The sequence below is a fragment of the Micromonospora sp. NPDC049101 genome (assembly GCF_040648675.1).
Lineage (GTDB): Bacteria > Actinomycetota > Actinomycetes > Mycobacteriales > Micromonosporaceae > Micromonospora.
Genome location: NZ_JBEZED010000030.1, coordinates 1 through 23,270 on the forward strand (window position 1 = coordinate 1; position 23,270 = coordinate 23,270).

Annotated in this window: 16 protein-coding genes; 6 read left to right on the forward strand and 10 right to left on the reverse strand. The window is 71.1% G+C overall.

Annotation, left to right across the window (positions count from 1 at the left end; all coding sequences use genetic code 11):
• Window positions 1-456 (reverse strand): DUF222 domain-containing protein (locus AB0B57_RS30460; RefSeq protein WP_357077484.1); only part of this gene is annotated, 456 nt, incomplete at its 3' end.
• A gap of 96 nt (window positions 457-552) precedes the next feature.
• Between AB0B57_RS30460 and AB0B57_RS30465 the strand changes: the two genes are divergently transcribed.
• Window positions 553-1,563, forward strand: a complete 1,011-nt coding sequence (locus AB0B57_RS30465) for an inositol-3-phosphate synthase (RefSeq protein WP_357077487.1) — start codon at window positions 553-555, stop codon at window positions 1,561-1,563.
• On the opposite strand, the gene AB0B57_RS30470 is transcribed toward AB0B57_RS30465, so the two are convergent.
• Together AB0B57_RS30470 and glgA are read right to left on the reverse strand one after the other, a co-directional pair.
• Entirely contained in the window at window positions 1,535-2,029 is a 495-nt protein-coding gene (locus AB0B57_RS30470) for a hypothetical protein (protein WP_357077490.1), read from the reverse strand. The two genes, AB0B57_RS30465 and AB0B57_RS30470, sit on opposite strands and share 29 nt — an antisense overlap.
• A gap of 13 nt (window positions 2,030-2,042) precedes the next feature.
• The gene (gene glgA, locus AB0B57_RS30475; protein WP_357077493.1) at window positions 2,043-3,275 is read right to left on the reverse strand and encodes a glycogen synthase; all 1,233 of its coding nucleotides are present in this window, start codon (window positions 3,273-3,275) and stop codon (window positions 2,043-2,045) included.
• A gap of 72 nt (window positions 3,276-3,347) precedes the next feature.
• Here glgA and glgC point away from each other — a divergent pair, with 72 nt between their 5' ends.
• Both glgC and pgm read left to right on the forward strand, forming a co-directional pair.
• Window positions 3,348-4,580, forward strand: coding sequence for a glucose-1-phosphate adenylyltransferase (gene glgC, locus AB0B57_RS30480; RefSeq protein ID WP_357077496.1), 1,233 nt, complete (start codon window positions 3,348-3,350; stop codon window positions 4,578-4,580).
• 31 nt (window positions 4,581-4,611) lie between these two features.
• Window positions 4,612-6,252 carry a phosphoglucomutase (alpha-D-glucose-1,6-bisphosphate-dependent) gene (gene pgm, locus AB0B57_RS30485; protein WP_357077499.1) on the forward strand — a complete coding sequence of 547 codons (1,641 nt, stop codon included), beginning with the start codon at window positions 4,612-4,614 and terminating at the stop codon, window positions 6,250-6,252.
• 125 nt (window positions 6,253-6,377) lie between these two features.
• Here the strand turns inward: pgm and AB0B57_RS30490 are convergent, their stop codons facing one another.
• The 3 genes from AB0B57_RS30490 to wecB all read right to left on the reverse strand — a co-directional run bounded on the left by AB0B57_RS30490 (window position 6,378) and on the right by wecB (window position 11,706).
• Complete coding sequence (locus AB0B57_RS30490; RefSeq protein ID WP_357077502.1) at window positions 6,378-7,298, reverse strand: NAD(+)/NADH kinase; 921 nt, start codon at window positions 7,296-7,298, stop codon at window positions 6,378-6,380.
• A 91-nt stretch (window positions 7,299-7,389) separates the two neighbouring features.
• On the reverse strand, window positions 7,390-10,494 hold the full coding sequence (locus AB0B57_RS30495) for a M14 family zinc carboxypeptidase (RefSeq protein ID WP_357077505.1): 3,105 nt from the start codon (window positions 10,492-10,494) through the stop codon (window positions 7,390-7,392).
• A gap of 129 nt (window positions 10,495-10,623) precedes the next feature.
• The gene (wecB, locus tag AB0B57_RS30500; protein WP_357077508.1) at window positions 10,624-11,706 is read right to left on the reverse strand and encodes a UDP-N-acetylglucosamine 2-epimerase (non-hydrolyzing); all 1,083 of its coding nucleotides are present in this window, start codon (window positions 11,704-11,706) and stop codon (window positions 10,624-10,626) included.
• 176 nt (window positions 11,707-11,882) lie between these two features.
• Between wecB and AB0B57_RS30505 the strand changes: the two genes are divergently transcribed.
• The gene (locus AB0B57_RS30505; protein WP_357077511.1) at window positions 11,883-14,048 is read left to right on the forward strand and encodes a bi-domain-containing oxidoreductase; all 2,166 of its coding nucleotides are present in this window, start codon (window positions 11,883-11,885) and stop codon (window positions 14,046-14,048) included.
• A 74-nt stretch (window positions 14,049-14,122) separates the two neighbouring features.
• Here the strand turns inward: AB0B57_RS30505 and AB0B57_RS30510 are convergent, their stop codons facing one another.
• Window positions 14,123-15,304: a glycosyltransferase family 4 protein gene (locus tag AB0B57_RS30510; protein WP_357077514.1), complete on the reverse strand. Its 1,182-nt coding sequence runs from the start codon at window positions 15,302-15,304 to the stop codon at window positions 14,123-14,125.
• Complete coding sequence (locus tag AB0B57_RS30515) at window positions 15,301-17,301, reverse strand: heparinase II/III family protein (protein ID WP_357077517.1); 2,001 nt, start codon at window positions 17,299-17,301, stop codon at window positions 15,301-15,303. The genes AB0B57_RS30510 and AB0B57_RS30515 overlap by 4 nt, the downstream gene beginning before the upstream one ends.
• 323 nt (window positions 17,302-17,624) lie before the next feature.
• On the opposite strand from AB0B57_RS30515, the gene AB0B57_RS30520 reads away from it, so the two are divergent.
• Both AB0B57_RS30520 and AB0B57_RS30525 read left to right on the forward strand, forming a co-directional pair.
• Window positions 17,625-18,980 (forward strand): O-antigen ligase family protein, encoded by a 1,356-nt coding sequence (locus AB0B57_RS30520; protein ID WP_357077520.1) that lies wholly within the window; start codon window positions 17,625-17,627, stop codon window positions 18,978-18,980.
• Window positions 18,981-19,194: 214 nt separating this feature from the next.
• Window positions 19,195-20,655: a hypothetical protein gene (locus tag AB0B57_RS30525; protein ID WP_357077523.1), complete on the forward strand. Its 1,461-nt coding sequence runs from the start codon at window positions 19,195-19,197 to the stop codon at window positions 20,653-20,655.
• Window positions 20,656-20,712: 57 nt separating this feature from the next.
• On the opposite strand, the gene AB0B57_RS30530 is transcribed toward AB0B57_RS30525, so the two are convergent.
• Together AB0B57_RS30530 and AB0B57_RS30535 are read right to left on the reverse strand one after the other, a co-directional pair.
• A complete protein-coding gene (locus AB0B57_RS30530) occupies window positions 20,713-21,906 on the reverse strand; it encodes a glycosyltransferase (RefSeq protein ID WP_357077526.1) in 1,194 nt (397 codons plus the stop codon).
• Between the two features lie 12 nt (window positions 21,907-21,918).
• Window positions 21,919-23,268: a glycosyl transferase family 1 gene (locus AB0B57_RS30535; protein WP_357077529.1), complete on the reverse strand. Its 1,350-nt coding sequence runs from the start codon at window positions 23,266-23,268 to the stop codon at window positions 21,919-21,921.
• Window positions 23,269-23,270 lie beyond the last annotated feature (2 nt).

Sequence of the window (23,270 nt, forward strand, 5' to 3'; positions counted from 1 at the left end):
GCGCAGCAGGGTGGCGTCGAACTGTGTTGCCCAGTCGACGAGGACGCCGACGGCCTTGTCGGCGGCCTCCGGGCCGGCGCTGGCCTGGACGGTCTGGACCGTGGTGGCGATGACCCGGACCTGCTCCACGTCGACCGACCCGCCGGCCAAAGCGTCCCGCACGCCGGCCGGGGCGGCATCGAGTGCAGCGGCCAGCTCGACCAGACGACGGGCCGCGCCGACCCCGAGCCGCAACCGATCCCGCAGCCAGACCGCCGTGGAGGACGCGCCCTGCGCGGTCGCGGTGCCTCGGCCGTCCAGCTCCCGGACCAGGGTCAGCTTCACCGCGGCCAGCCGTTGCTCGACGCGGTGTGTGGCGTCCAACGCCGCCACGAGGTCGTGCTCGCTGGCGGCCCAGGCCGCCGTGTCGAAGCAGGCCGCCACCGCGGCCTCCGCCTGCTCCAACGCATCGATCACGATGCAAAGACTAGAACAGGTGTACGACATTTTCCGGCGCCGTTGATGGTACGGTCGCAGTGGATCACCGAACCGGAGGTGACGTAGCCTCCGGCCATGGTCGAACGGGTGCGGGTCGCGGTCGTTGGCGTCGGTAACAACACGTCGGCATTGGTGCAGGGGCTTGCTCTCTACCGCCAGAGCGGCAGTCTGGTCGGCATCCGCAGGCCGATGATCGACGGGCTCGGGGTGGGGGACATCGACGTCGTGGCGGCCTTCGCCACCTCCGAGGAGAAAATCGGCCGGGACCTGACCGAGGCGATCTTCCTGCCGCCCAACAATTTCCTCCGGCTCAACTGCGACCTACCCAGAGCAGGTGTACCCGTCACGAAGGGCCTTGTCGACGCGACGGAGGTGGAACGGGTAGCGGCGGCGCTGGCCGGGGCGGAAGTGCTGCTCTACTCGGCGCCGAGTGGGCGGCCGCACACGGCACGGGCGTACGCGCAAGCAGCGCGCACAGCGGGTGTCGCCTTCATCAACACCACGTCCGACCCGGTCGCCCGCGATCCGGACGTGCTGCACAGGTTCGAGGAGGCGGGCCTGCCGCTGCTGGGCGACGACCTGGCCAGCCAGTTCGGCACCTCGGTGCTGCACAACGCGCTGCTGCGGCTCCTTCAGGAGCGGGGCCTCACCCTGGTCAGCTCCTACCAGGTCAATCTGGGCGGCACCGAGGACTTCCGCAACCTGGTCGACAACCCCAACACCAAGAAGCAGTCCAAGCTCAACGCCCTGTCGGAAGGCCACCCCGCCGGCCACGCCGCCGACCGACCCTCCGCCGGCCAAAGCGCCACGGAACAACGGACCGCCGGCACGGTCGAGGTCGCTCCGCTCGGCTACCTACCGCACCTCGCGTCGCAGAAGGTGGCGCACCTGAACATCGAGGCGCAGGGCTGGGGTGAGACGGCGGTGAGCCTCGACGTGAAGCTGAAGGTGCATGATCCGAGCGGCGCGGCCGGGGTCAACATCGACCTGATCCGCATCGCGGCGAGCGCGCTCCGCGACGGGCGTGGCGGTCACTCCGCCGAGGCGACTCCGTTACTCAAGTCCCCGCCGGGGACGGCGATCTGAGGCCGGTGGTGAGCAGGCGTTCGATCCGGGCGAACTCGGCGGTCATCTCCGGGGTGGCGAGGAAGTCGTCGAGATCGGCCGAGACCTGGAAGTCGACCTCCTCGACGGAGCGGATGGCCAGCTCGTACAGCTCCCCGCGCTGGTCCTCCTCCAGGTAGGTGGTCCAGTGTTCGAGCGCGGTGATGACGATCAGGAGCCCCTGATCCAGGTCGCCGTCGGCGAGGACGCCCGCGTCGATCCGCTCCAGCTGTGCGCGTAGCTCCGTCGCGCTGGCCGTGCGGACGTTTTCCCGGGCGGTGGCCAGTGCCGCCCACGCGTCCTCGTCCAACTCGTCGTCCGCGGCGGTGTCGAGCAGGTCGCTGCGGACCAGCCGGGTGACCGTGTCGAGGCCGAAGGCGCGCAGCTCGTCCGCACCGGCCGCGACTACCAGACGGAGGATCGCCGCTTCGAGTTCGTCGTACCGCATGTCGCCGGCCGCCTCAGCCCGCGGAGCCCGTGAAGCCCGCGGAGCCCGCGCCGACCGAGCGGTACACGTCCAGGGTCTGACCGGCGATGGCGTCCCAGGAGAAGTGCTCCACCGCGCGCTGGCGGCCGGCCAGGCCGAAGCGTTCGGTGCGCGCCGGGTCGGCGAGCAGCGTGTTGATCGCCGAGGCCAGGTCGGCGACGAACTTCTCCGGCTGCAACGGGGTCCCCGAGCCGTCGGTGGCCTGCTCGATGGGGACCAGCAGGCCCGTCTCACCGTCGGCCACCACCTCCGGGATGCCGCCTGTGGCGGTCGCCACCACGGCCGTCTCGCAGGCCATCGCCTCCAGGTTGACGATGCCCATCGGCTCGTACACCGACGGGCAGGCGAAGACCGTGGCGTGGGTGAGCACCTGGATCACCTCGGGCTTGGGCAGCATCTCGGCGACCCAGATCACGCCGGATCGGTTGGCCCGCAGCTCGGCGACCAACTCCTCGACCTCGGCGGCGATCTCCGGAGTGTCTGGCGCTCCGGCGAGGAGCACGAGCTGGGTGTCGGCCGGCAGCTCCCGGGCGGCCCGCAACAGGTAGGGCAGCCCCTTCTGCCGAGTGATCCTTCCCACGTAAACGACGCTGGGTCGGGACGGGTCGACGCCGAGCCGGTCCAGCACGTCGGTGCCGGCGTCCGGGGCGTACTGAATGGTGTCGATGCCGTTGTAGACCACCCGGACCCGGTCCGGGTCGATCTGCGGGTAGGCGGTGAGCACGTCGTTGCGCATCCCGCCACTGACCGCGATCACCGCGTCGGCGGCCTCCATCGCGGTGCGCTCGATCCAGGAGGAGAGCGCGTAGCCGCCGCCGAGCTGCTCGGCCTTCCACGGCCGCAGCGGCTCCAGGCTGTGCGCGGTCACCACGTGCGGCACCCCGTGCAGCAGCTTCGCGGTGTGCCCGGCCAGGTTGGCGTACCAGGTGTGGCTGTGCACGACGTCGGCGCCGGCCGCGCCGGCGGCCATCTCCAGGTCCACGCCCATCGTGCGCAGCGCGGCGTTCGCGCCGGTCAGGCCGGGCGGTTCCAGGTACGCGGTGACGCCCGGCTCGGTGCGCGGCTGACCGAAGCAGTGCACCCGTACGTCGGCGCGGCGGCGCAACTCCCGGGCCAGGTACTCGACGTGCACCCCGGCACCGCCGTAGACCTCCGGCGGGTACTCGCGGGTGAGCAGATCGACGCGCAGCGGGGTGGGTTCCGTCATGACCCCGCACCCTAATGCAGAAGAGTCCCCGTACGAGTGGTGAAGTGCGACGCGGGTGGATAGCGTCGGGGCATGGCTGCCAAGGTGCTCGCGATCGTCCTGGCGGGTGGGGAGGGCAAGCGCCTGATGCCACTCACCACGGACCGGGCCAAGCCGGCCGTCCCGTTCGGCGGGATGTACCGCATGGTCGACTTCGTCCTCTCCAACCTGGCCAACGCCGGCTATCTCAAGATCGTCGTGCTGACCCAGTACAAGTCCCACTCCCTCGACCGACACATCACCAAGACCTGGCGGATGTCCACGCTGCTCGGCAACTACGTCACCCCGGTGCCCGCGCAGCAGCGTCGTGGCCCGTGGTGGTTCGCCGGCTCGGCCGACGCCATCTACCAGAGCTTCAACCTGATCCACGACGAGCAGCCCGACTACGTGATCGTCTTCGGCGCCGACCACATCTACCGGATGGACCCGCGGCAGATGGTGGAGGACCACATCGCCTCCGGCGCCGCGGTCACCGTCGCCGGCATCCGCCAGCCGCTGTCGATGGCCGACCAGTTCGGCGTCATCGAGGTCGGCGAGGACGGCAAGCGGATCCGGGCGTTCCGCGAGAAGCCCACCGACGCGGTCGGTCTGCCGGACGCCCCCGACGAGATCTACGCCTCGATGGGCAACTACGTGTTCACCACCCGCGCGCTCTGCGAGGCGGTCGAGCGGGACGCGGAAGACAAAACCAGCAAGCACGACATGGGCGGCAGCATCATCCCGATGCTCGTCGAGCGGGGCGAGGCCAACGTCTACGACTTCCGCGACAACGAGGTGCCGGGCAGCAACGACCGGGACCGCGGCTACTGGCGCGACGTGGGGACGCTCGACTCGTTCTACGACGCGCACATGGATCTGATCAACGTGCACCCCGTGTTCAACATGTACAACTTCGACTGGCCGATCTACACCGAGCAGCCGCCGTGGCCACCGGCGAAGTTCGTCCACCAGTGGGGTGAGCGGGTCGGCCGGGCGGTCGGCTCGATGGTCTCCCCGGGTGTGGTCATCTCCGGCTCGCTCGTCGAGAACTCGATCGTGTCGCCGAAGGTGCGGGTGCACTCCTGGGCGCACGTCGAGGGCTCCGTGTTGATGGAGGGTGTGGAGATCGGCCGGCACGCGGTGGTCCGGCGGGCCATCCTGGACAAGAACGTGTTCGTCCCGGAGGGCGCCGAGATCGGCGTCGACCTGGAAAAGGACCGGCAGCGCTACACCGTCTCCGACAATGGCATCGTGGTGATCGGCAAGGGCCAGAAGGTCGTACCGTGACCGACCCGCACTCCCCGAGGAGGTTCCCGCAGTGACCCACCCCCGTGCCGGCCAGCCCGCCGAGCCCGCCGACCTGGTCGACGTGCCGCGCCTGGTGACCGCCTACTACGCCGAGCATCCGGACCCAGCGGACCCGGCGCAGCAGGTCTCCTTCGGCACCTCCGGCCACCGCGGCTCCAGCCTGCGCAACGCGTTCAACTCCGACCACATCCTGGCGGTCACCCAGGCGCTCTGCGACTACCGACGCGAGCAGGGCCTGGACGGGCCGCTGTTCCTCGCCCGGGACACCCACGCGCTGTCCGCCCCGGCCGCCGTGGACGCCCTGGAGGTGCTCGCCGCCAACGGGGTCACCGTGCTTGTCGACAGCCGCGACGGCTACACCCCGACCCCGGCGCTGTCGCACGCGATCCTCACCCACAACCGCGGGCGGACCAGCGGGCTCGCCGACGGCATCGTCATCACCCCGTCGCACAACCCCCCGGACGACGGCGGCTTCAAGTACAACCCCACGAACGGCGGGCCGGCCGACACCGACGTCACCCGGTGGATCCAGGACCGCGCCAACGCGATCCTCGCCGCCGGGCTCAAGGAGGTCCGCCGGATCACCTACGCGCGGGCCCGGGCCGCGGACACCACCGGGGAGTACGACTTCCTCGCGCACTACGTCGACGACCTGCCCGCGGCGATCGACATCGACGCGATCCGCGACGCCGGGATCCGGATCGGCGCGGACCCGCTGGGCGGGGCGAGCGTGGCGTACTGGGGGGAGATCGCCGAACGGCACCGACTGGACCTGACCGTGGTCAACCCGAACGTCGACCCGACCTGGCGGTTCATGACCCTCGACGGCGACGGCAAGATCCGGATGGACTGCTCCTCGCCCAACGCGATGGCGTCGCTGATCGCCGCCCGCGCCGACTACCAGATCTCCACCGGCAACGACGCGGACGCCGACCGGCACGGCATCGTCACCCCCGACGCCGGCCTGATGAACCCCAACCACTACCTGGCGGTGGCGATCGGGCACCTGTTCCGGACGCGTACCCAATGGGGTCCGGACGCCGCGGTGGGCAAGACGCTCGTCTCCTCGTCGATGATCGACCGGGTCGCCGCCGACCTGGGTCGGCCGTTGCTGGAGGTGCCGGTCGGCTTCAAGTGGTTCGTGCCCGGCCTGCTGGACGGCGCGGTCGGCTTCGGCGGTGAGGAGAGCGCGGGGGCGTCGTTCCTGCGCCGGGACGGCTCCACCTGGACCACCGACAAGGACGGTCTGCTGCTCTGCCTGCTCGCCGCCGAGATCCTGGCGACCACCGGGCGCAGCCCGAGCGAGCACTGGGCCGAGCTGGCCGAGCGGTTCGGCGCACCCGCGTACGCCCGGATCGACGCACCGGCCACCCGGGAGCAGAAGGCCGTGCTCGCCAAGCTCTCCCCGGAGCAGGTGACCGCGACCGAGCTGGCCGGCGAGCCGATCACCGCGACGTTGACCACCGCGCCCGGCAACAACGCCCCGATCGGCGGCCTGAAGGTGAGCACGAAGTCCGGCTGGTTCGCCGCGCGCCCGTCTGGCACGGAGGACGTCTACAAGATCTACGCCGAATCCTTCCAGGGCCCCGACCACCTCAAGCAGATCCAAGAAGAAGCCAAAAACCTGGTAGACCAAGCCCTAACCCCCTAACAACGCCCCCACCCCACCCCACCCCCCTCCCACCCCACCCCACCCGGCCACCCGCGTTGATCATGGAGTTATAGCCGCGCACCTCGGCGTGTCGCGGCTATAACTCCATGATCAACGGGGGTGGGTTAGCAGGGTGGGGGGATTTGTTGTTGGGCTCTTCGTCGGAGTTCTTCGGGGAGTAGCTCGCGGAGTTGCTCCGGCAGGAACGGCAGGTCGAGCAGTGTCATCTTCAACTGGTTGCGTTCCTGGTAGCGCAGCGGGTCGAAGCGGACCACCAGGCCGGCGTTGCGGCGGTACGTGATGTCCACGGTCCCCTCCGTGGCCGCGTCGCGGAACACCAACCCGTCCATCTCCACCACGACCGGCGACGAGTCGGGCCGGAGTTCCAACCGGATCTTCTCGTCCGGCGAGAGCACCACCGACCGGGAGATGCCGGCCATCGGCGCCGACGGCGTGATCACCACCGAGTCCGCGGCGGGGGAGATCAGTGGGCCACCGGCCGCGTAGCTGTACGCCGTCGAGCCGATCGGGGTGCTGACCACCACGGCGTCGCTGCGGTAGTAGCCGTACTGCTGGCCGTCGATGCCGAGGGTGACGCTGACGAAGCCGGAGCCCGGCTGGCGGACCAGCGCGATGTCGTTGAACGCCACGACGTCGTCACCGCACACGTCACACGCGAGGCAGGCGTGCGACTCGACGGTGAAGTCCTTCGACAGCAGCCGACTCAGCGCGTCGGGCAGCTCCGGCGGCTCGATCTCGACGAGAAAACCCAGATGACCCAGGTGTACGCCAAGCACCGGCTTCGGGTCGCGGATGGCGGAGCGCAGCGCGCCCAGCATGGTGCCGTCGCCGCCGATGCTGATCAGCGCGTTGGCGCGGATGGCGACCTCGTCGGCCGGCACCGGTTCGACGCAGGACGGTACCCGGTGCTGGTCCTCCTCGCGCACCATCAGCGTCTTGTGGTGGCGCGTGGCCCACCGTTCGATGATCCCGACCACCTCGGTGACATCCCGGGTGGGGTGCAGCACAAGTCCCAGCCCCGACACTCGTACAGCTCACCACATTCGCGATGGCCGTACCCGGCGTACACCGAAGGTGCGCCGACGGTCCGGAGGCCGCCGGCGCACCTCGCCGCCGTCAGGGTCGGGGTCGACCGGTGAGGTGTCTCAGCGAGCGGGCGACCAGGTCGTCGCGGGCCGCCGGGGGCAGACCCTCCAACCCGAAGCCCAGGTAGACCGTGTCGCCGGTGACCACCACCGAGCCCTCCTCGAACGCCCGCTGGCTGCGCGACCAGTCGGTGGCGTTGCCACCGGACCCGGCCGGCGGTCCGGCCACCGTCCAGCCGCCCAGGTCGGCCGACTCGAACGAGGTCTCCGCCACGGTCGCCCCGCCGACGAGCACCCGGGCGTCGTCCACGAAGACGCCGAGACCCTGCGTGGCCCAGTCCGAGGCGTACGTGATCGACACCTCGACCTGCTTGCCGGCGTAACCGGACAGGTCCGCCACCCACTCCTTCCAGCCGCCGGAGGCACCGGACGCCGCGTTCCAGCTGCCGGTGGTCCCGGTGGACGAGCAGTCCGCACCCTGGTAGTGGGTGAGGAACGGGTGCAGCTCGCCCCAGTTGCTGAGGCAGCTCTCCCCGGTGGCCGTGCTGGTCTTGCCGTTGGCGTCCGGCAGGGTCGTCCAGTTGTCGCTGCCCACCTCGTGGGCCTCGACGAAGAGGAAGTCCCAGTCCTGCTCGATGTCGTACGAGGTGAAGAAGCGCAACTCGGCACTGCTCGCCCCGGTCAGGTCCACCGTGCGGGTGAGCCGCTTGTACGACTCGTCGCTCTGCCCGCTGTGCAGGTACCACTCACCGGTACGCGGGTCGAACGGCGCGGCGCCCGGCCGGGTCCAGCCCACCGGCGCGGAGCTGGCGAACTGGGGGAACTCGTCCGGCGGCAGGAAGCCCGACGTGGTCAGGAACGACGCGCCGTGCTCCTGGTTCTGCGCCGACCCGGGCGCGTTGAGCTGCCCGCTGAAGCCGGCGAACGCCCCGTCGATGCCGGCGACCGGGTACGGTCCCCCCTCCGGGGAGGTGCCGCCGTCGCTGACGTAGGTGTACGCGCCCAGCCAGTACTGCTGGAAGTCGTTCAACAACGGCAGGCAGTCGTCGGACTCGGCGTCGGTGCACTCGGGCGGCGCGTCCGGGTGATAGACGTACGAACCGTTGGCGCCCTGCGCGTACAGCGCGTACTGGCCGCTGATCAGCAGTTTGCCGCCTTCGTTGAGGTAGTCCCGGACGGCCAGCTCGGTGTTGAGCGCCGCCTTGGCCGTGGTGCCGGGCACCTGGCCGGGAGCCCGCAGGATGACGTCGTCACCGGTTTCCCACACCACCGCCTTGTAGTGCGACAGCACGCCCAGCGGGTGTGGCGCCTTGCGTCCCATCGTGTCGAAGTCGTACACGTCGCTGCTGCGCCCGGCGGCGCTCAGCGACGCCGCGACCTCGTCGGCGTACTTCGCGGTGGTGCCGGTCTGCGTCGGGCTGAGGCCGGTGACGTCCTCCATGGCGAGGACCAGCACGTCACCGCCGATGTCGCCGTGCACCCGGTAGGTGAAGTGCGCACTGGCGGCTACTCCGGCCCGGGGTTTGTTGCCGGTGAACCAGACTTCCACCCGGTCACCCGGTTTGGCGCCGGTGACCGTGCCGCGCAGCTCGGCGTAGTAGTCGTCGTGCGTGTCGCCGTACCGCTCGCCGCCGCGCCACTCGCGGACCGTGACCGTCTTCGGTCGCCCGCCGTTGACCGTGTAGTGCATTCGGACGTTCTTCAACGCCCGCCGGGTGATCGAGGCGACCTGCTGGGTACGCCCGTACGAGGTGTCGAACGCGTCCACCACGAAGTCCGGGGTGCTCCGGCCGACCACCGACACCGGGTCGTCCGGGTCCGCCGCGGACCGGGCCACGGCCAACGCGAACGGCAGGTTCTTGCGCACCTCACCGGCGATGAGGGCCTCGTCGTCGGGGAAGATGAACTCGCTGACGCAGTCTTCCGGGCGCCACTGGTCGTCGGGGTCGACCGCCGACGCGGCCTCGCAGGTGGACATCTCCGGGGTGAAGCCCAGCGTGCCGTACTTGACGGTGGCGTGGCTGTCGGTGTCGCCGTTCGTGGTGTACAGCTCGGCGGAGATGTCCGGGTCGTAGCCGGGCACCGCCGGGTGCGCGTCGTCACCGGCCATCGCCTCGTAGATCACGTCGTCCGGGGTGGGTGTGCTCACCTGCCAGCCGACGCCGTAGAGCAGTAACTGGGCCGCCGAGTGGTAGTTGACGAAGAACTCGAACCCGACCCGCTTGAACAGCCGGTCCAGGGCCTTGGTCTCCGGCTCCGAGTTGGGGCTCGGGCCCCGGTAGGTCTCGCTGTTCGGCACCGGCGACGAGCCCTCGTTGTCGTACCCCCACTTGTAGCTGAAGTTGCGGTTGAGGTCGACGCCGTCGACCGAGGTGATCTGCCCGTCGCCGTTGTTGTCCCGCAGGTTCTTGCGCCACAGCCGGTTGCCGGGGGTGAAGGTGTGGTCGTAGCCGTCCGGGTTGGCGACCGGCAGGAACCACAGCTCGGTGGTGTCCAACAGGCGGGTGATCTCCCGGTCGGTGCCGTAGCTGTCCAGCACGTGGTGCATCAGCCGGCGGGTCATCTCCGGCGTGATCCACTCGCGGGCGTGCTGCGCGCCGGCGTAGAGCACCGCCGGTCGCTTGCCGTCCGCGACGGTCCGCGCGTTCTTGGTGACCTTGAGGGCGAGGATCGGCTGGCCCTGCTGGCTGCGGCCGAGCGTCTCCACCTTGGTCAGTCTGGGGAACCGGGCGGCGGTGGCGTTCAGCTCGTCCCGGAGGCCACCGGGCTCCCCGTAGGGGCGGAACGCCGTCCAGCCGGCCGCGGCCTGCTCCCGCAGCGCCTGCGACGCGTCCTTGCCGCGAACCCTCTTCACCGACAGGGGAACGCCCTTGTCGGTCAGCCGTTTGGCCTGCCGGCGGCTGAGCACCGTCTCGACAGTCGTGCGGCCGGCCGAGTCGGTCTTCGCGTCGTGGCCGAGGTCGACCCCCGCCGCGCGCAGTTGATCCCGCTGTTTCGCGTCGACGGTGCCGACGTACACCTCAAGGCCGTCCCGGGCGTCCGGATCGGACGACGGCCGCGCGCTGGCGGGTGCGGTCAGTGCCAATGCGCCGAGCAGGGTGACCACGCTGGCGATCGCCAGTCGTCTCGGTCTCATCGCGCCTCCTTGGGTGAAGGACCTGTAGGCGCGAGCCTTCGGTGTGGCGTAAACGATGTCAATAGTTCGATGGGCGCGAGGTGGCTGACCGTGTTGGTGCGGGTGCCGCCAGTAAACGAGTGGTACCGGTTACCGGAGCGTCGTCGAGATGACGTCCGCGATGCGCGCACCCGCCGCGCCGTCCCACATCGGCGGTGTGGGCCAGCTGGCGAGTCGTTGCGCGGCCACCGTGCTCGCCACGGTCTCGGCGAGTGTGGACGGGGTGACGAGGCGGTTGGTGCCGTGCGTGATCGTGATCGGCCGCTCGGTGTTGGGTCGCAGCGTCAGGCAGGGCACGCCGAGCATCGTCGTCTCCTCCTGCACCCCGCCGGAGTCGGTGACGACGACTGCCGCCCCACGGACGAGGCTGACGAACTCGAGGTAGCCCAGCGGGTCGACGACGCGCAGCGCGCGATGTGAGAGCAGGCCCGCGTTCTCGAGGTGACGCCGGCCGCGCGGGTGCAGCGGCAGGATGACGGGGAGTTGGTCGGCGACCGCGTGCATCGCCTTCACCAGACTGACCGCGTCTGCCGCGTCGTCGACGTTGCCCGGTCGGTGCAGTGTCGCCACCACGTAGCGGTCGGGGAGCGAGAGCGCCGTACGGATGCCGGCGACGTCGAAGCGGTCGAGATTGGCCAGCAGGGTGTCGATCATCGGGTTGCCGACCAGGTGGATCTTCTCGGTCGCGACGCCCTCGGTCTCCAGGTGCGACACGGCGTCGGGGCTGGTGGCGAACAGCAGGTCGGACACGTGGTCGACGACGATGCGGTTGATCTCTTCGGGCATGGACCTGTCGAAGCTGCGCAGGCCGGCCTCCACGTGCGCGACCGGGATGCCCAGCTTCGACGCGACGAGGGCCGCGGCGAGCGCGGAGTTGACGTCGCCGTAGACGACGGTGAGCGCCGGGCGGTCGGCGACCATCAGCTCTTCCAGGCCGGTCATGACGCGCGCGGTCTGGCTCGCGTGGCTGCCCGAACCCACCCCGAGGTTGACGTCCGGCTCGGGGAGGCCCAGTTGCCGGAAGAAGACCTCGGACATCCGCTCGTCGTAGTGCTGTCCGGTGTGGACGAGGCGCTGCGGCACGCCGTGCCGCCGCAGGGCACGGATCACCGGCGCTGCCTTGGGGAAGTTGGGACGGGCACCCGCGACGTGCAGAACGGCGTCGGCTGGCATGGATCTCCTCGTGATTTCGGGGCGAATCAGCGACGGCGCGCCAATAGTACAAGTTATCCAGTTTAAAGCATCTAATCGGCATAGAATGCCGAATGACGGATGCGTCGCGGTGTGCGTTGCCGGAGCGGTGACCGCCGCAGACGATGTTCTTACTTCCCGAAGGCAGGCAGACCCGCGTGAAGCAGATCGTCCAATCGGTGTCCGGCGGAGAGTTGCGCGTCGTCGAGGTTCCCCAGCCAGAGCCCGGCCCCACCGAGGTGCTCGTCGCCACGCGCAGGTCCCTGCTCTCCGCGGGCACCGAGCGCGCCGTGCGCGAGCTGGCCTCGGCGAGCCTGCTGCGCAAGGCCCGGGCCCGGCCGGATCTGGTCCGCCAGGTCGTCAACCGGGCACGCACCGGGGGAGTCCGCTCGACGCTCGCCGCCGTGCGCAGCCGGCTCGACGAGGACATGCCGCTCGGCTACAGCGCCGCGGGTGTCGTCGTCACCGCCGGCACCGCCACCGACGGCATCCGACCCGGGATGCGGGTGGCCACTGCCTCGGTGGGGCACGCCGAGTACCAGTCGGTGCCGGGTCTGCTCGCCGTGCCCGTCCCGGAGTCGGTGTCCGACGAGGCTGCCGCCTTCGGCGCGGTGGCGGCCATCGCCATGCAGGGCCTGCGGCAGGCCGAGGTGGGCCTCGGTGGTGCGGTCGCGGTCGTCGGTCTCGGCCTGGTCGGGCAACTGACGGTACGACTGGCGCTCGCCTCGGGGCTGCGCGTCATCGGCATCGACCTGCGCGACTGGACCGCTCAGTTGGCCGGCGAGTGCGGTGCGGTCGGCCTGGTCGAGGCGGGCGCGACGACCACCGACCAGATCATGGAACTGACCCGTGGCCGAGGCGTCGACGCGGTCCTGATCACGGCGGCGACGCCCTCGTCGGAGCCGGTCGCGCGCAGCACCGAGATCGCCCGTGACCGGGCCCGACTGGTCGTGGTCGGTGACGTCGGCCTGGACCTCGACCGTCGACGCTTCTACGAGCGCGAGCTGGATCTCCGGTTCGCGCGCAGCTACGGGCCCGGCCGGCACGACCGGTCCTACGAGGAGTGGGGCATCGACTATCCGATCGGCCACGTGCGCTGGACGGCACGGCGCAACATCGAGGCCTATCTCGACCTGGTGGCCGGTGGCCGGGTCGCGGTCGACGACCTGGTGACGCACGTCTTCGAGGTGGAGCGCGCGACGGCGGCCTACGACGTGCTGGCCTCGGACCCGCGTTCGCTCGCGGTGCAGCTCAGCTACGCGGCTCCCGCGCAGCCGTCCCGGCAGACGATCACGATCCGCCCGCGCCGGACCTCGCCGTCGCCGCGGGCCGGTCTCATCGGAGCCGGCACCTACGCCAAGGCGACGTTCCTGCCCGCGCTCAAGGCGGCCGGTTGGGGAGACGACCTCGTCGCCATCACGTCGGCCCGGGGCCTGTCCGCGCGGCACGCGGCCGAGCGCAACGGCATCGCCGTCGTGGCACCGACAGTCGAGGATCTGCTGGTCCGCGACGACGTCGACGTGGTGTTCGTCCTCAGCCGCCACGACTCGCACGCCCGCCTGGTGGTGCAGGCGCTCGACGCCGGCAAACACGTCTTCGTGGAGAAGCCGCTCGCGCTGACCCAGGACGAACTCGACGAGGTCAGAGCCGCCTACGACCGCAACTCCGGGCACCTGTTCGTCGGGTTCAACCGCCGGCACGCGCCGATGGTGGTGCACGCGAAGCGGGCCCTGGCCGCCGGGTCCGGGCCGATCACCGTCGCCTACCGGATCAACGCCGGGCAGTTGCCCGCCGCGCACTGGTACCACGACCGACGCCAGGGCGGCCGCATCCGCGGCGAGGTGTGCCACTTCATGGACCTGGCGTCGTGGCTGGTGGGCGAGCAGCCGCGGGTCGTGCACGCGTACGGCAGTGGTCGCGGCGAACCGGGCCTGGAGGAGGACGTGAGTGTCCTGCTCGGCTACCCGGACGGGTCCACGGCGACGATCACGTACTCCACCCGGGGGCACCGGCGGACGCCGAAGGAGCGCCTGGAGGTTCTCGGGCGCGGGCACACCGTGGTGATCGACGACTTCCGGCGGCTGGAGATCGACGGCCGGGAGGTGAAGCGGGTGTCCGGCGGCAAGGGGCACCAGGACCTGCTCGCCCACACCCGCGCGGTGCTCGCCGGGAACGCGCCCGCCGAACGGGAACTCGACGCGTCGTTCGGCACGACGAGGGCCGCGCTGTCCGCGATCGCCGCCCTGACCGGCATCCAGGAACACCCCTCGCGGCTGCCCACCCAGGTCGACGTGGAGAGCGTGCGGGCCGGCTCCACCTCGTGACCGGCCGCGCCCGGCCGGGTCCCCGCGCGGTGCCGCGTGCCGGCGTCCGCGCCGCGCCCGTCGGCGCACCTGGGTCAGCGCGGGGCGTGGCCGTCGACGAGCGGCGCGAGTAGTCGCCCGAGGGCGTGCGACATCGCGGTACGCGACTGGTTCGCCCGGATCCAGCTCCGCCCCGCCGCGCCCATCTTGGTCAGCTCGTCCGGGCTTGCCTGGGTGATCTGGGCGAGGCCGTGGGCGAGGTGGCCCGGCGGCGTCACGTACCCGGCGTCGGCACCCAGCACGAGATCGCCGACGGTCCCCGGGCTGTTGGTGACGATCGGCAGCCCGGCGGCCATGTAGTCGAACACCTTGTTGGGGCTCACCCCGGCACGGAACAACTCGACGTCGGCGAGCACGTGCACACCGACGTCCGCGGCGTGCAGGAGGTCGGGGATCTCCGACTTCGGCACCGGGTCGAGGAAACGGACGTTGGGCCTGCCGAGGGCCAACGCCTGAAGGCGCGACTTCTCCACCCCGGCACCCACCAGCACGACGTCGATCTCGGGCACCGCCTCGGCGGCGGCCAGCAGCAGGTCGAGCCCGTTCGCCGGGCCGTGTGCTCCCGCGTAGACGGCGGTCCGGCGGGTGAACCCGTACCGTCGCCGCAGCTCGGCACGGTCCCCGCTGGGTACGAAGTCCTCCGGGTCCGCCGCGTTCGGGATGAAGGCGATCTTCTCCGGCGCCACGCCGGTGCCCTCGATCGCCGCCCGTACGCCGGGCGCCATGATCACCACGCGGTCGGCGCGCTGGTACAGGAACCGTTCGAGGCGCGCCAACGCCCGGTACGCCACCGACGTCTCCGACAGCGTGCCCATCTCGACGAGCACCCGCGGCCACAGGTCCCGGACCTCCAGGACGAACGGCGTACGCCGCAGTGTCGCCACGACACAGCCGGAGAGGCCGGCCAGGAGGTGCGGCGAGGAGGCGTAGACCACGTCGGGTCGGGGTTGCCGCAGGCCGGCGACCGTGGCCGTCACCGCGTAGCTGGCCCAGTTGACCACCCGGCCCAGACCGTTGCCCCGGTACGGGGTCACGGCGACCAGGTGGAACCCCGGCTGTGGCCGTTGCGGCCGGCCGGTGATCATGTTGCGGCGACCCGCGATGATCACGTGCGTCCAGCCGGGCAGCCGAGTGAACAACTCGGTGTGCCGGGTGCCGCCGGGTTGGCCCGGGGGCACGGCGAAGTGGTTGAGGACGAGGACTCTGCGTGTCGTCATCGCGGTGCTCGCACGTGGTGGGTTTCCCCTGATCCGAGGTGGGTGACGGTGAGCCGGGCGCCCGCGTCGGTCCAGGTCACCTGAAACCGGAGACCGTCGAGGGCGCTCGGGTCCGGCGGGCCGGGTATCGCGCCGAGCCCCCACACCGTGGTGTCGGCCCGGCTCTCGGCCGTGAGCCACGTCGCCGGCTCCCAGCGTCCGTACGTCCGGCTGTGCCAGCCCGCGAAGGGCGCCGACCGTCCGCGCACCGCCTCGTGTCCGGCCAGTCCGACGAGGTCCAGCTTGGTCTCGCCGGCGATGAGCGTGTCGTCGTCCACGACGACGTCGGGGTGCAGCGGAACGGTGAGCGACCAGGACCGGGCGGTCGCCGACGGGTCGGCGAACTCGACGATCGCCACGTACTGCTCGGCCACCACCACCGCGCGGCCGACGCGCACCGGGTGCTCGCCGCGCGCGTACGCGTCGTGCCACCCGAAGACGATCGTGCGGTCCGGCAGGACGAGCGGTGCCCCGAGGTGGCCACGGCCGGAGTTCAGCCAGCGGAACGCCCGGTGCGGGACGAGCTGGTCCTGCCCGTTCGGGCGGCGCACCGGGTGGGCGGCCGAGGTGCGCAGCCCGTTGCGTACCTCCAGTGGGCCGTTGTAGGTGCCGGTGCCCGGGTCGGCGATCAGCCACCGGTCGCCGTGCTTGATCCAGACCGAGGTCAGGTCGGCGTGGCCGTGCGAGGGACCGCCGTCCACCTTGAACCACACCCGCCACGGCCCCCGCTCGACAAGCGCGATGCCGCCCGAGGTCGTCGCGGTCGACCGGGTACGCATCCGCGCCACGAACTCCTCCGACGTGGCCTCCGGGCCGGGCGCGGGCGCGTACCACGCCAGTTCGTCGAAGTCGGCGTACCACCGCGCCGGCAGCCGTTCGCCGCACAACGCGAGCCCGAGCGCGGCGGAGCCGGCCACGTCGAGCGGGTCGCCGGAGGACGCCAGCACCCGCCCCTCGTCCCAGTCGCCGTACTGCGGGACATCGCCGTCGAACACGCCGAGCCGGGCCAGGTGCAGGCTGGCGGCGTGCAGGTCACGGTGGACGCGGGACGGCGCGCCGCCGAGCAGCACCCGCACGACGAGCATCTCGAGGACGAAACGGTGGTACGACACCGAGTCCTCGATCATGCGACCGTCGGACCCGAAGTGTCGGCGTTGCTGAGCCGCGAACATCCGCTCGCCGGTACGCGCCCACCAGCGCGCGCGCCGGGCGGTGGGAAACATCCGGGCGAGCAGCAGCAGCCCGAGCGCGTCGCCGAGGAGGTGGTTGTTGCGCATGCTGCTCAACGTGTAGGGCAGCTCGACCATCAGGTGCCGGGCGCTGGACAGCAGCAGTCGCTCCATGCCGGTCACGACGTCGCGGGGTAGTCGGTCGCCGACCAACGCGAGGATCTGGTTCCAGGCGATCGCGCGCAGCGCGAGTTCCAGGCTGGAGTACCAGTTGACGCCCCGCTCCGGCGGGGACTGCGCACACCAGGCCCGCAGTAGCCCGTCGAGGCCGTTCTGCCACGGGCCGGCCGGGTCGAGGCGGGCCGCGCGGGCCAGGACGACCAGGTCCCGGTGGCGTGCCGCCTCCCAGGTGTGCTTCACGTCCGACAGCCGAGCCTCGGAACGGATGTCGATGCGCCACCACGGGTCGCCCGCCGGCCACTGCCGCCCGGTCAGCGGGTCGGTGCCCCACGGTGCGGACACGCCCGTCGACACGCGGGCGCCGAAGACCCGGAGCCCGTCGTTCAGCACGTGGCCGGCGTCGTCCAGGCACCGCTGCCGCGCCCCGTCGCCGATCGGCAGCACGCTCGTCAGCGGCACCAACGCGGCCGGATGGTGCCGGTGCGCCCGCCCGTGGAACAGGACGGCGTGGAATCCGCTGCGCTTGGATGCCTCGTACGCCGCGCGCAGTGGCGCCGACAGGCCCAGAGCGCGCGTGTCCACGGCGATCGCGCGGAGATCGGGTTTCACCTTCACCTTCCCCTTGGGTGTTGGCACGGAGATTCCGTCGTTTCGTCCCGAGCGGGACGGCGTCTATAGCAAGCTGCGATTGCCATCAAATCGGGCATTTGGCACGTTCTTGAGGTTGTTTTTTCAGGTCATGTGGTTGACGCGTGCCGGTCGGGACGGGTCGTCGGTCTGTCGGGTGTCCAACGTCGCCGGTGCCGCTTCAGTGACGACGCCACCGGTGCCGCTTCACGGACGAGGCACCGGTGCGCCGCGCGAACGACGTGGTCAGCGCCGTTGCGCGAGTGACGTCGTCGGTGCCGGTGTGGGGACGAGGAGGAGTGGTCGTGACATCGCAAACCCGGGTGCGGCTCGGAGCCCGTACGCCGGTGCCGGCTCGGGCCGGTGTCGGATTCGCCCCCGCCGGTGGGGCCACGGTCGCCGCGGCCGGGACCGGTCGGGGTGGCTGGCGGACGAGGGCGACGACGCTCGCCGTCGGGCTGCTGTGTGTCGCGGCCTTCCAGGCGTCGTCGGCGAACGCCTGGTTGATCGTCCTACAGGCGTCCGTCGCGGCGATCCTGCTCAGCTGCCGTCTTCCCCGCCCCCGACTGCCCGACGTCCTCGCCGTCGCGGTCGCCAGTTGGGCGCAGTTGACCGCCCTCTGGTCCAGCGACGTCGCGCAGACGCACAGTGTGGCCCTCGCGTACACCTCGGCCTGTCTGCTCTTCGTCGCGGTCCGCCACGTCGCCACGACGCCGAGGCACCTGCTCGCCGTCGGGGGCGCGTACATCCTCGGGTGCGCGATGGCGGTGTGGCGTCTGGTCATCGAGGCGCGCGGGGTCGACGGGCAGGCCAGCGCGATGGACATGGCGGTGCGCTTCGGCATCGAGGGCACCAACATCAACTTCACGGCCTACTCCAGCGTCACCGCGTTCGTGCTGGCGCTGGGCCTGTTGAAGATCCGCGGTCAACGGCGGTTCGTCACCATCGGACTGACCGCCGCGTTGCCGGTGCTGGCGTCCGGGGTCTTCCTGAACCGGACCAAGGGCGCCCTGGTCGCCCTGCTGCTCGTGGTGATGTACGCGCTGCTCAGCGAACTCAGCCCCCGCACGATGTGGGTGACGGCGGCCGCCGCGGTGCCGACGCTGCTGCTGACGGTGCCGCTCGGCCTGGGGCAGAGCGCCCTGGTGTGGGCCGACGATCTCATCGGCTCGGCGGCGACCGGCGACGTGCTGAGTCGGATCGAGTTGTGGCGGTACGCGTCCTCCTACTGGTGGGACGTCCTGTGGGTGGGCGGGGGCGCGGGAACCTTCGAACTCTGGAACCCGCTGGGCATCCGCCCGCACAACGCCGTCCTCGCCGTCGCCGTGGACCTGGGCCTGGTCGGGCTGTTGGGCGTCGTCGCCCTGTTCGGGGTGGTGCTCGCCCGGCGGGCGGCCCGGTGCCCGGTCGGACTCCGGGTCGCCGGGCTCTTCCTGGTGGGCGGGTTCCCGCTCTGGCTGACCGGAGTGTGGGAGTTCGAGCGGGGGTCGTGGCTGGCACTCGCCCTGCTGTCGATGCTGCCGGTCCAGGCCGCCGGCCGTCGGACGGCGGCTGACCGGGCCGGCTGGCGGCCCCTCCGCCGGGACCGGGCGGTGCCCGCGCCGGCGCGCCCCTTCTCGGCGGAGCCGTTCCCACGTGACCAGGGCCCATCACCGGTGTGACTACCCGGTCGTTGGCTCGTTCAGTGACTACTGACAGCCAGCCGATCGACCCGCACCGTCGCGGAGCACCGGAACATGCCGGGGCGCGACAGTCGTCCCGCGACGGTCGACGGTCGCCCAACAGTGTGGAGGGTCGGCGAGTGCAATCTCGGAACCCGGTCCGGGTCGACTCGCGACCGCCCAGGGTCGGCCGTCCGGCACGGAGTGGTCTCCGGTGACCGCCGTCGACCGGATCAGTCACGGCCGGCACCGCTCGCCGGTCGGCGACCTCCAGATGCCGGCCACCGCGCCGCGACCCGGGCACCGCGTACACCCGCCAGTGGCGGCTAACCGCGCGGCACCGGCAGGTCGAACGACCACCTGGCTGCCGCTGGCGCTGGCGCTGGCGTGGATGCTCGGCACGTTCGGGGCGTTCTGGTTGACGAGGTTGGCTCGCGATGTCGGAAACCCCGACCAGCTCTGCGCCTTCGTGCTCGTGGCGACAGCCCTGTTCGCCGGTGGGTACGTGGCGCAGATGTCCCGCCGTCCGCCCGCGGTGGCGGCCGCACCCCACTCCGTCGCCCGCGTCCGGCTGGTACGCCAACTGGTCCTGGCCAGCGCCGTCTACTACGTCGTGGTGAACCTGACGCGGCTGACCCAGTTCGGTGCCACCGGCCCCGGCAGTGTGTGGGCCAACATCCAGGCGCCCGCCGCCGGCTACGTGAACAAGTTCGACGTCTACCAGCAGGGGGTCGGCAGCACGAGCCCGTGGATGACGCTGCTGTTCCCGCTCGGCGTCCTCAGCGTGACCCTCGTGCCGCTGTTGGTGCTGCACTGGCGCAGTCTCTCCGGCTGGCTGCGACTCGCCGGCCTGGTCGCCACGGCGACGCACATCGCGTTCTACCTCTTCATCGGCACGATGAAGGGGCTCGGCGACGTCGTCATCATGCTCGCGGCGGGGATGTTGGTCGCGTGGGCGTCGGTCCGGCACCGGCCGCGGGTCCACTCCCGGCGACGCCGGGCGCTCCTGCTGGTCGTCGGGGCGTTCGTGCTCCTGGCCACCTACATGATCCACAATCACGCGACGCGGGCGGCCGAGTTCGGCACCACTGGCGACGTGGTGCACGTGAACCCGTCCGTGGAACGTGTTGTGGGTAAGCCGATGGCCGAGGGCATCGCCGCCATGATCGGCTATCCGACGCACGGCTACCTCGGGTTGTCCTACAACCTCCAGGTGCCCTTCGAGTGGTCCCGTGGTCTCGGCAGCGCCCCGTCCGCGGCGATCTTCGCCGACCAGACCCTCGACGTGGACCTGACCGAGCACCCGACCTACCCGGACCGGACGGAGCACGAGAAGGGGTGGCCCGCGCGCATGTACTGGGCCACCATCTATCCCTGGCTCGCCTCGGACCTGACCTTCCCCGGCGCGGCGTTGTTCATGGGCCTGGTCGGGTGGCTCTTCGCCGGCGCGTGGCGCGCGGCGGTGTCCTCCCGACGGGTGGTCCCGACGTTGATCTTCGCGCAGCTCTGCATTCTCGTCATCTACGTGCCGGCGAACAACCAACTCGGGATGGCACCGGAATCGATAGTCGGGATGGCCACGCTGCTGGTGCTGCACGTCATGCAGTCGCTCTTCAGCGAACGCCGGCAACCCGCCGCGGGCCCGACCCCCGTCGCGCGGCCCGCCACCAGGTAGGCCGACCCGGCTGACCGGCCGGGCGCGCCGGTCCGGGGGTGCCACACCACCGCACCGTCAGCCCCACTGCCGGAAGAACCTGCCGAGCGGCTCCGCGTACGCCCGGTAGTCGAACGATTCGAGCGCCTGGCTGCGTGCGGCCTGGCGCATGACGCTGCGCTGCGCGGAACTCAGCCGCGCCGCCGCGCGGAACGCCTCGGTGACCTCGGCCACCGTGTGGTCCCGGCAGACCAGGCCCTCCAGGTTGGGGCGCAGGTATCTGCCCATGTCGCTGGTGAGGTTGGCGATCACCGGTGTGCCGCTGGCGAGACTCTCGCAGAACTTCGTCGAGAAGCCCGCCTCCGCCGCCCGCTCCGGCCGGCGGACCAGGACTGTGAAATCCGCGCCCTGCAGGGCGTTGGACACCTCGACCTGCGGCAGACGACCCAGGCACCGCACACCGTCGGGCAACGGCCGAGCGTCGAAGAGCCCGCGCACCTCGTCCAGCGTCGGGCCGTAGACACGCAACTCGACGCTCGCGCCGTCGCGCTGGACGTTGCCCACCGCCTCGATGACGGTACCCAGGAGATCCTTGCGGTTTCCGTGCGGATTCCCCGCGTAGGCGAGCGTGAGCAGCGGTGAGTCACCCGCGGTCTGCCGGGCGTCCAGCGTCAGGTTCTTCACGTCGAGGGTGGGTGGCACCCGCAGGAGGGGCTTGCCGCCGCGGCGGTAGTGGGCCTCCAGGTGGGAGCTGATCGCGATGATGCCGTCGCACCGTGGGTAGTAGTGGCGCAGGGCGAGCTTCATGCTGGCGTGCAGCGGGCCGAGGTAGCCACCCCGCACGTGGCGTCCGTTGAACCAGTCCACGACGTCGACGATCAGCGGCACCCGGTGCCGACGACACCAGCGTTGCAGGTGGAACATGTACTGGGCCTGACCGCCGTGCACCAGGACGTGCGAGGGCCTGGTCGGCTGGGCGTCGAGCCAGCGCACCGTCCGCTGACCCCAGCGCACGAGCGTCTGAACGGAGCTGCCGATCGGCCCGGCCTCCGGCGACGGCCGCTCCGCCAGGCCGAGGTGGGAGACCGAACCCGGCCCGTCGACGCCCGGCAACGGCGTGACGGTGCGTGGGTCCGGCCCGCCGCTGGCGACCACCACGTCGTAGCCGGCGGCGGCCAGCGACGCCACCAGGCCGTAGACCCGCCGGGACCCCGCCTCCCCCCACGGGAAGAGGAACGGACCCACACAGGCGACCCATCCGGTACGTCTCATCGCAGCACCTCCTTAGGTCAGTTGCCCGCGGGCGGCGTCGGCGGTGGCGGACCCGGTGCGCGCCGCCGCGCCGAGCGTGGCGGCGAACCGCGCGGCCACGTTCTCCTTGGCGTGCTCCTGCCGGGCGAAGGCAGTGCCGTTGCGGGCGAGCCGCTCCCGCAGGGCCGCGTCCCGGCAGAGGTCGGTCAGACCGCGGACCAGCGCCCCGGTGTCGTTCGTACTGACGATCACGCCCGCGTCGGCCTCCTGGATGTGGTGCATCGACGCCACCTCGGCGGGCCCGTAGCCGAGGATCGGACGGCCCGAGGCGAGGTACTGGGGGATCTTCGTCGAGACCGAGTAGCGGGTGTAGCGGCGGATCTCCTCGTCGAAGGACTCGATGTGGACGAGGACGTCGGCGCGGCGCAGGGCGGCGGGCACCTCGTCGCTGGCCAGCGACGGCCCGAGCCGCACCCGTGGCAGGGGGGCGAAGTGTCTCGCGTACTGGCTGAGGTCCTTCTCCGGTGCGTGGATGGTCAGCCGGACGGGCAGACCGGCCTCGGCCAGGTCGTCCAGTGCGGCGCCGATGTCGCGCAGCGACTCCCAGCGGTTGAGGTGCAGGGCGCCGACGTAGACCAGTTCCGTCGTCCCCTGCTGCCGCGTCGCGTCGCGGGGTGGGGCGAAGAAGGTCTCGTCGACGCAGTTCGCGAACGCGCTGAACGGGATGCCGTACCGCCGCGCGTACTCCTGGGCCATCGGCTGACTGATGACCATGCCGAGCGGGGCCAGGCGGAGAAGTCTCGCGATCGTCTCCTGGACGGACCGGTCGGCCCGACCGAAGAGCTCGCCGTTGTCGTACAGGGTCGCCGGCCAGTCGTCGGTGAAGTGCGGCACCACCGGAACGTCGCAGGTGCGCGCGGCGAGCGCCGTGATCCTGGTCAGCCGCACGCTGCCGAGCATCGAGTAGACGATGTCGGGCTGGAAGTCGCGCATCCACTCGACGAGCGCCGGGGGAACCCGGATCGGGCTGAGATCGGCGCTCGCGCGCAGTTGTGCGTAGATCTTGGCCATGGTGGGACGGGTCTCCGCCGCGGCGTGTACGGCGGCGATCGGTCGGCTCTGTTGCAGCGGCGTGCGGCCGTTCCAGCCCGACATCCGCATGGCGTAGTACTGGATGGGCAGGTAGTGGTCTCGCGGCGGGAAGTGGAAGAAGTGTTCGCACACCTCCGTCGACGGGGTGATGTTGCCGGTGTGCACCTGCGCGAGACGGTCCCTGGGCCAGCCGGAGAAGAGGTTCGACAGGGTCAGGGCGGTCCCGCTGACCCGGCTGAAGGGCGTGTGGCTCACCACCAGCACCCGCGGAAATTCCTCGTCGAACACCATCT

What these genes read in the sequence shown, in the direction of transcription:
- AB0B57_RS30535 (WP_357077529.1), bottom strand. Translation starts at nt 23,268, where the DNA reads ATGGTGTTCGACGAGGAATTTCCGCGGGTGCTGGTGGTGAGCCACACG.
- AB0B57_RS30465 (WP_357077487.1), top strand. Translation starts at nt 553, where the DNA reads ATGGTCGAACGGGTGCGGGTCGCGGTCGTTGGCGTCGGTAACAACACG.
- AB0B57_RS30530 (WP_357077526.1), bottom strand. Translation starts at nt 21,906, where the DNA reads ATGAGACGTACCGGATGGGTCGCCTGTGTGGGTCCGTTCCTCTTCCCG.
- AB0B57_RS30510 (WP_357077514.1), bottom strand. Translation starts at nt 15,304, where the DNA reads ATGACGACACGCAGAGTCCTCGTCCTCAACCACTTCGCCGTGCCCCCG.
- glgA (WP_357077493.1), bottom strand. Translation starts at nt 3,275, where the DNA reads ATGACGGAACCCACCCCGCTGCGCGTCGATCTGCTCACCCGCGAGTAC.
- AB0B57_RS30495 (WP_357077505.1), bottom strand. Translation starts at nt 10,494, where the DNA reads ATGAGACCGAGACGACTGGCGATCGCCAGCGTGGTCACCCTGCTCGGC.
- wecB (WP_357077508.1), bottom strand. Translation starts at nt 11,706, where the DNA reads ATGCCAGCCGACGCCGTTCTGCACGTCGCGGGTGCCCGTCCCAACTTC.
- glgC (WP_357077496.1), top strand. Translation starts at nt 3,348, where the DNA reads ATGGCTGCCAAGGTGCTCGCGATCGTCCTGGCGGGTGGGGAGGGCAAG.
- AB0B57_RS30470 (WP_357077490.1), bottom strand. Translation starts at nt 2,029, where the DNA reads ATGCGGTACGACGAACTCGAAGCGGCGATCCTCCGTCTGGTAGTCGCG.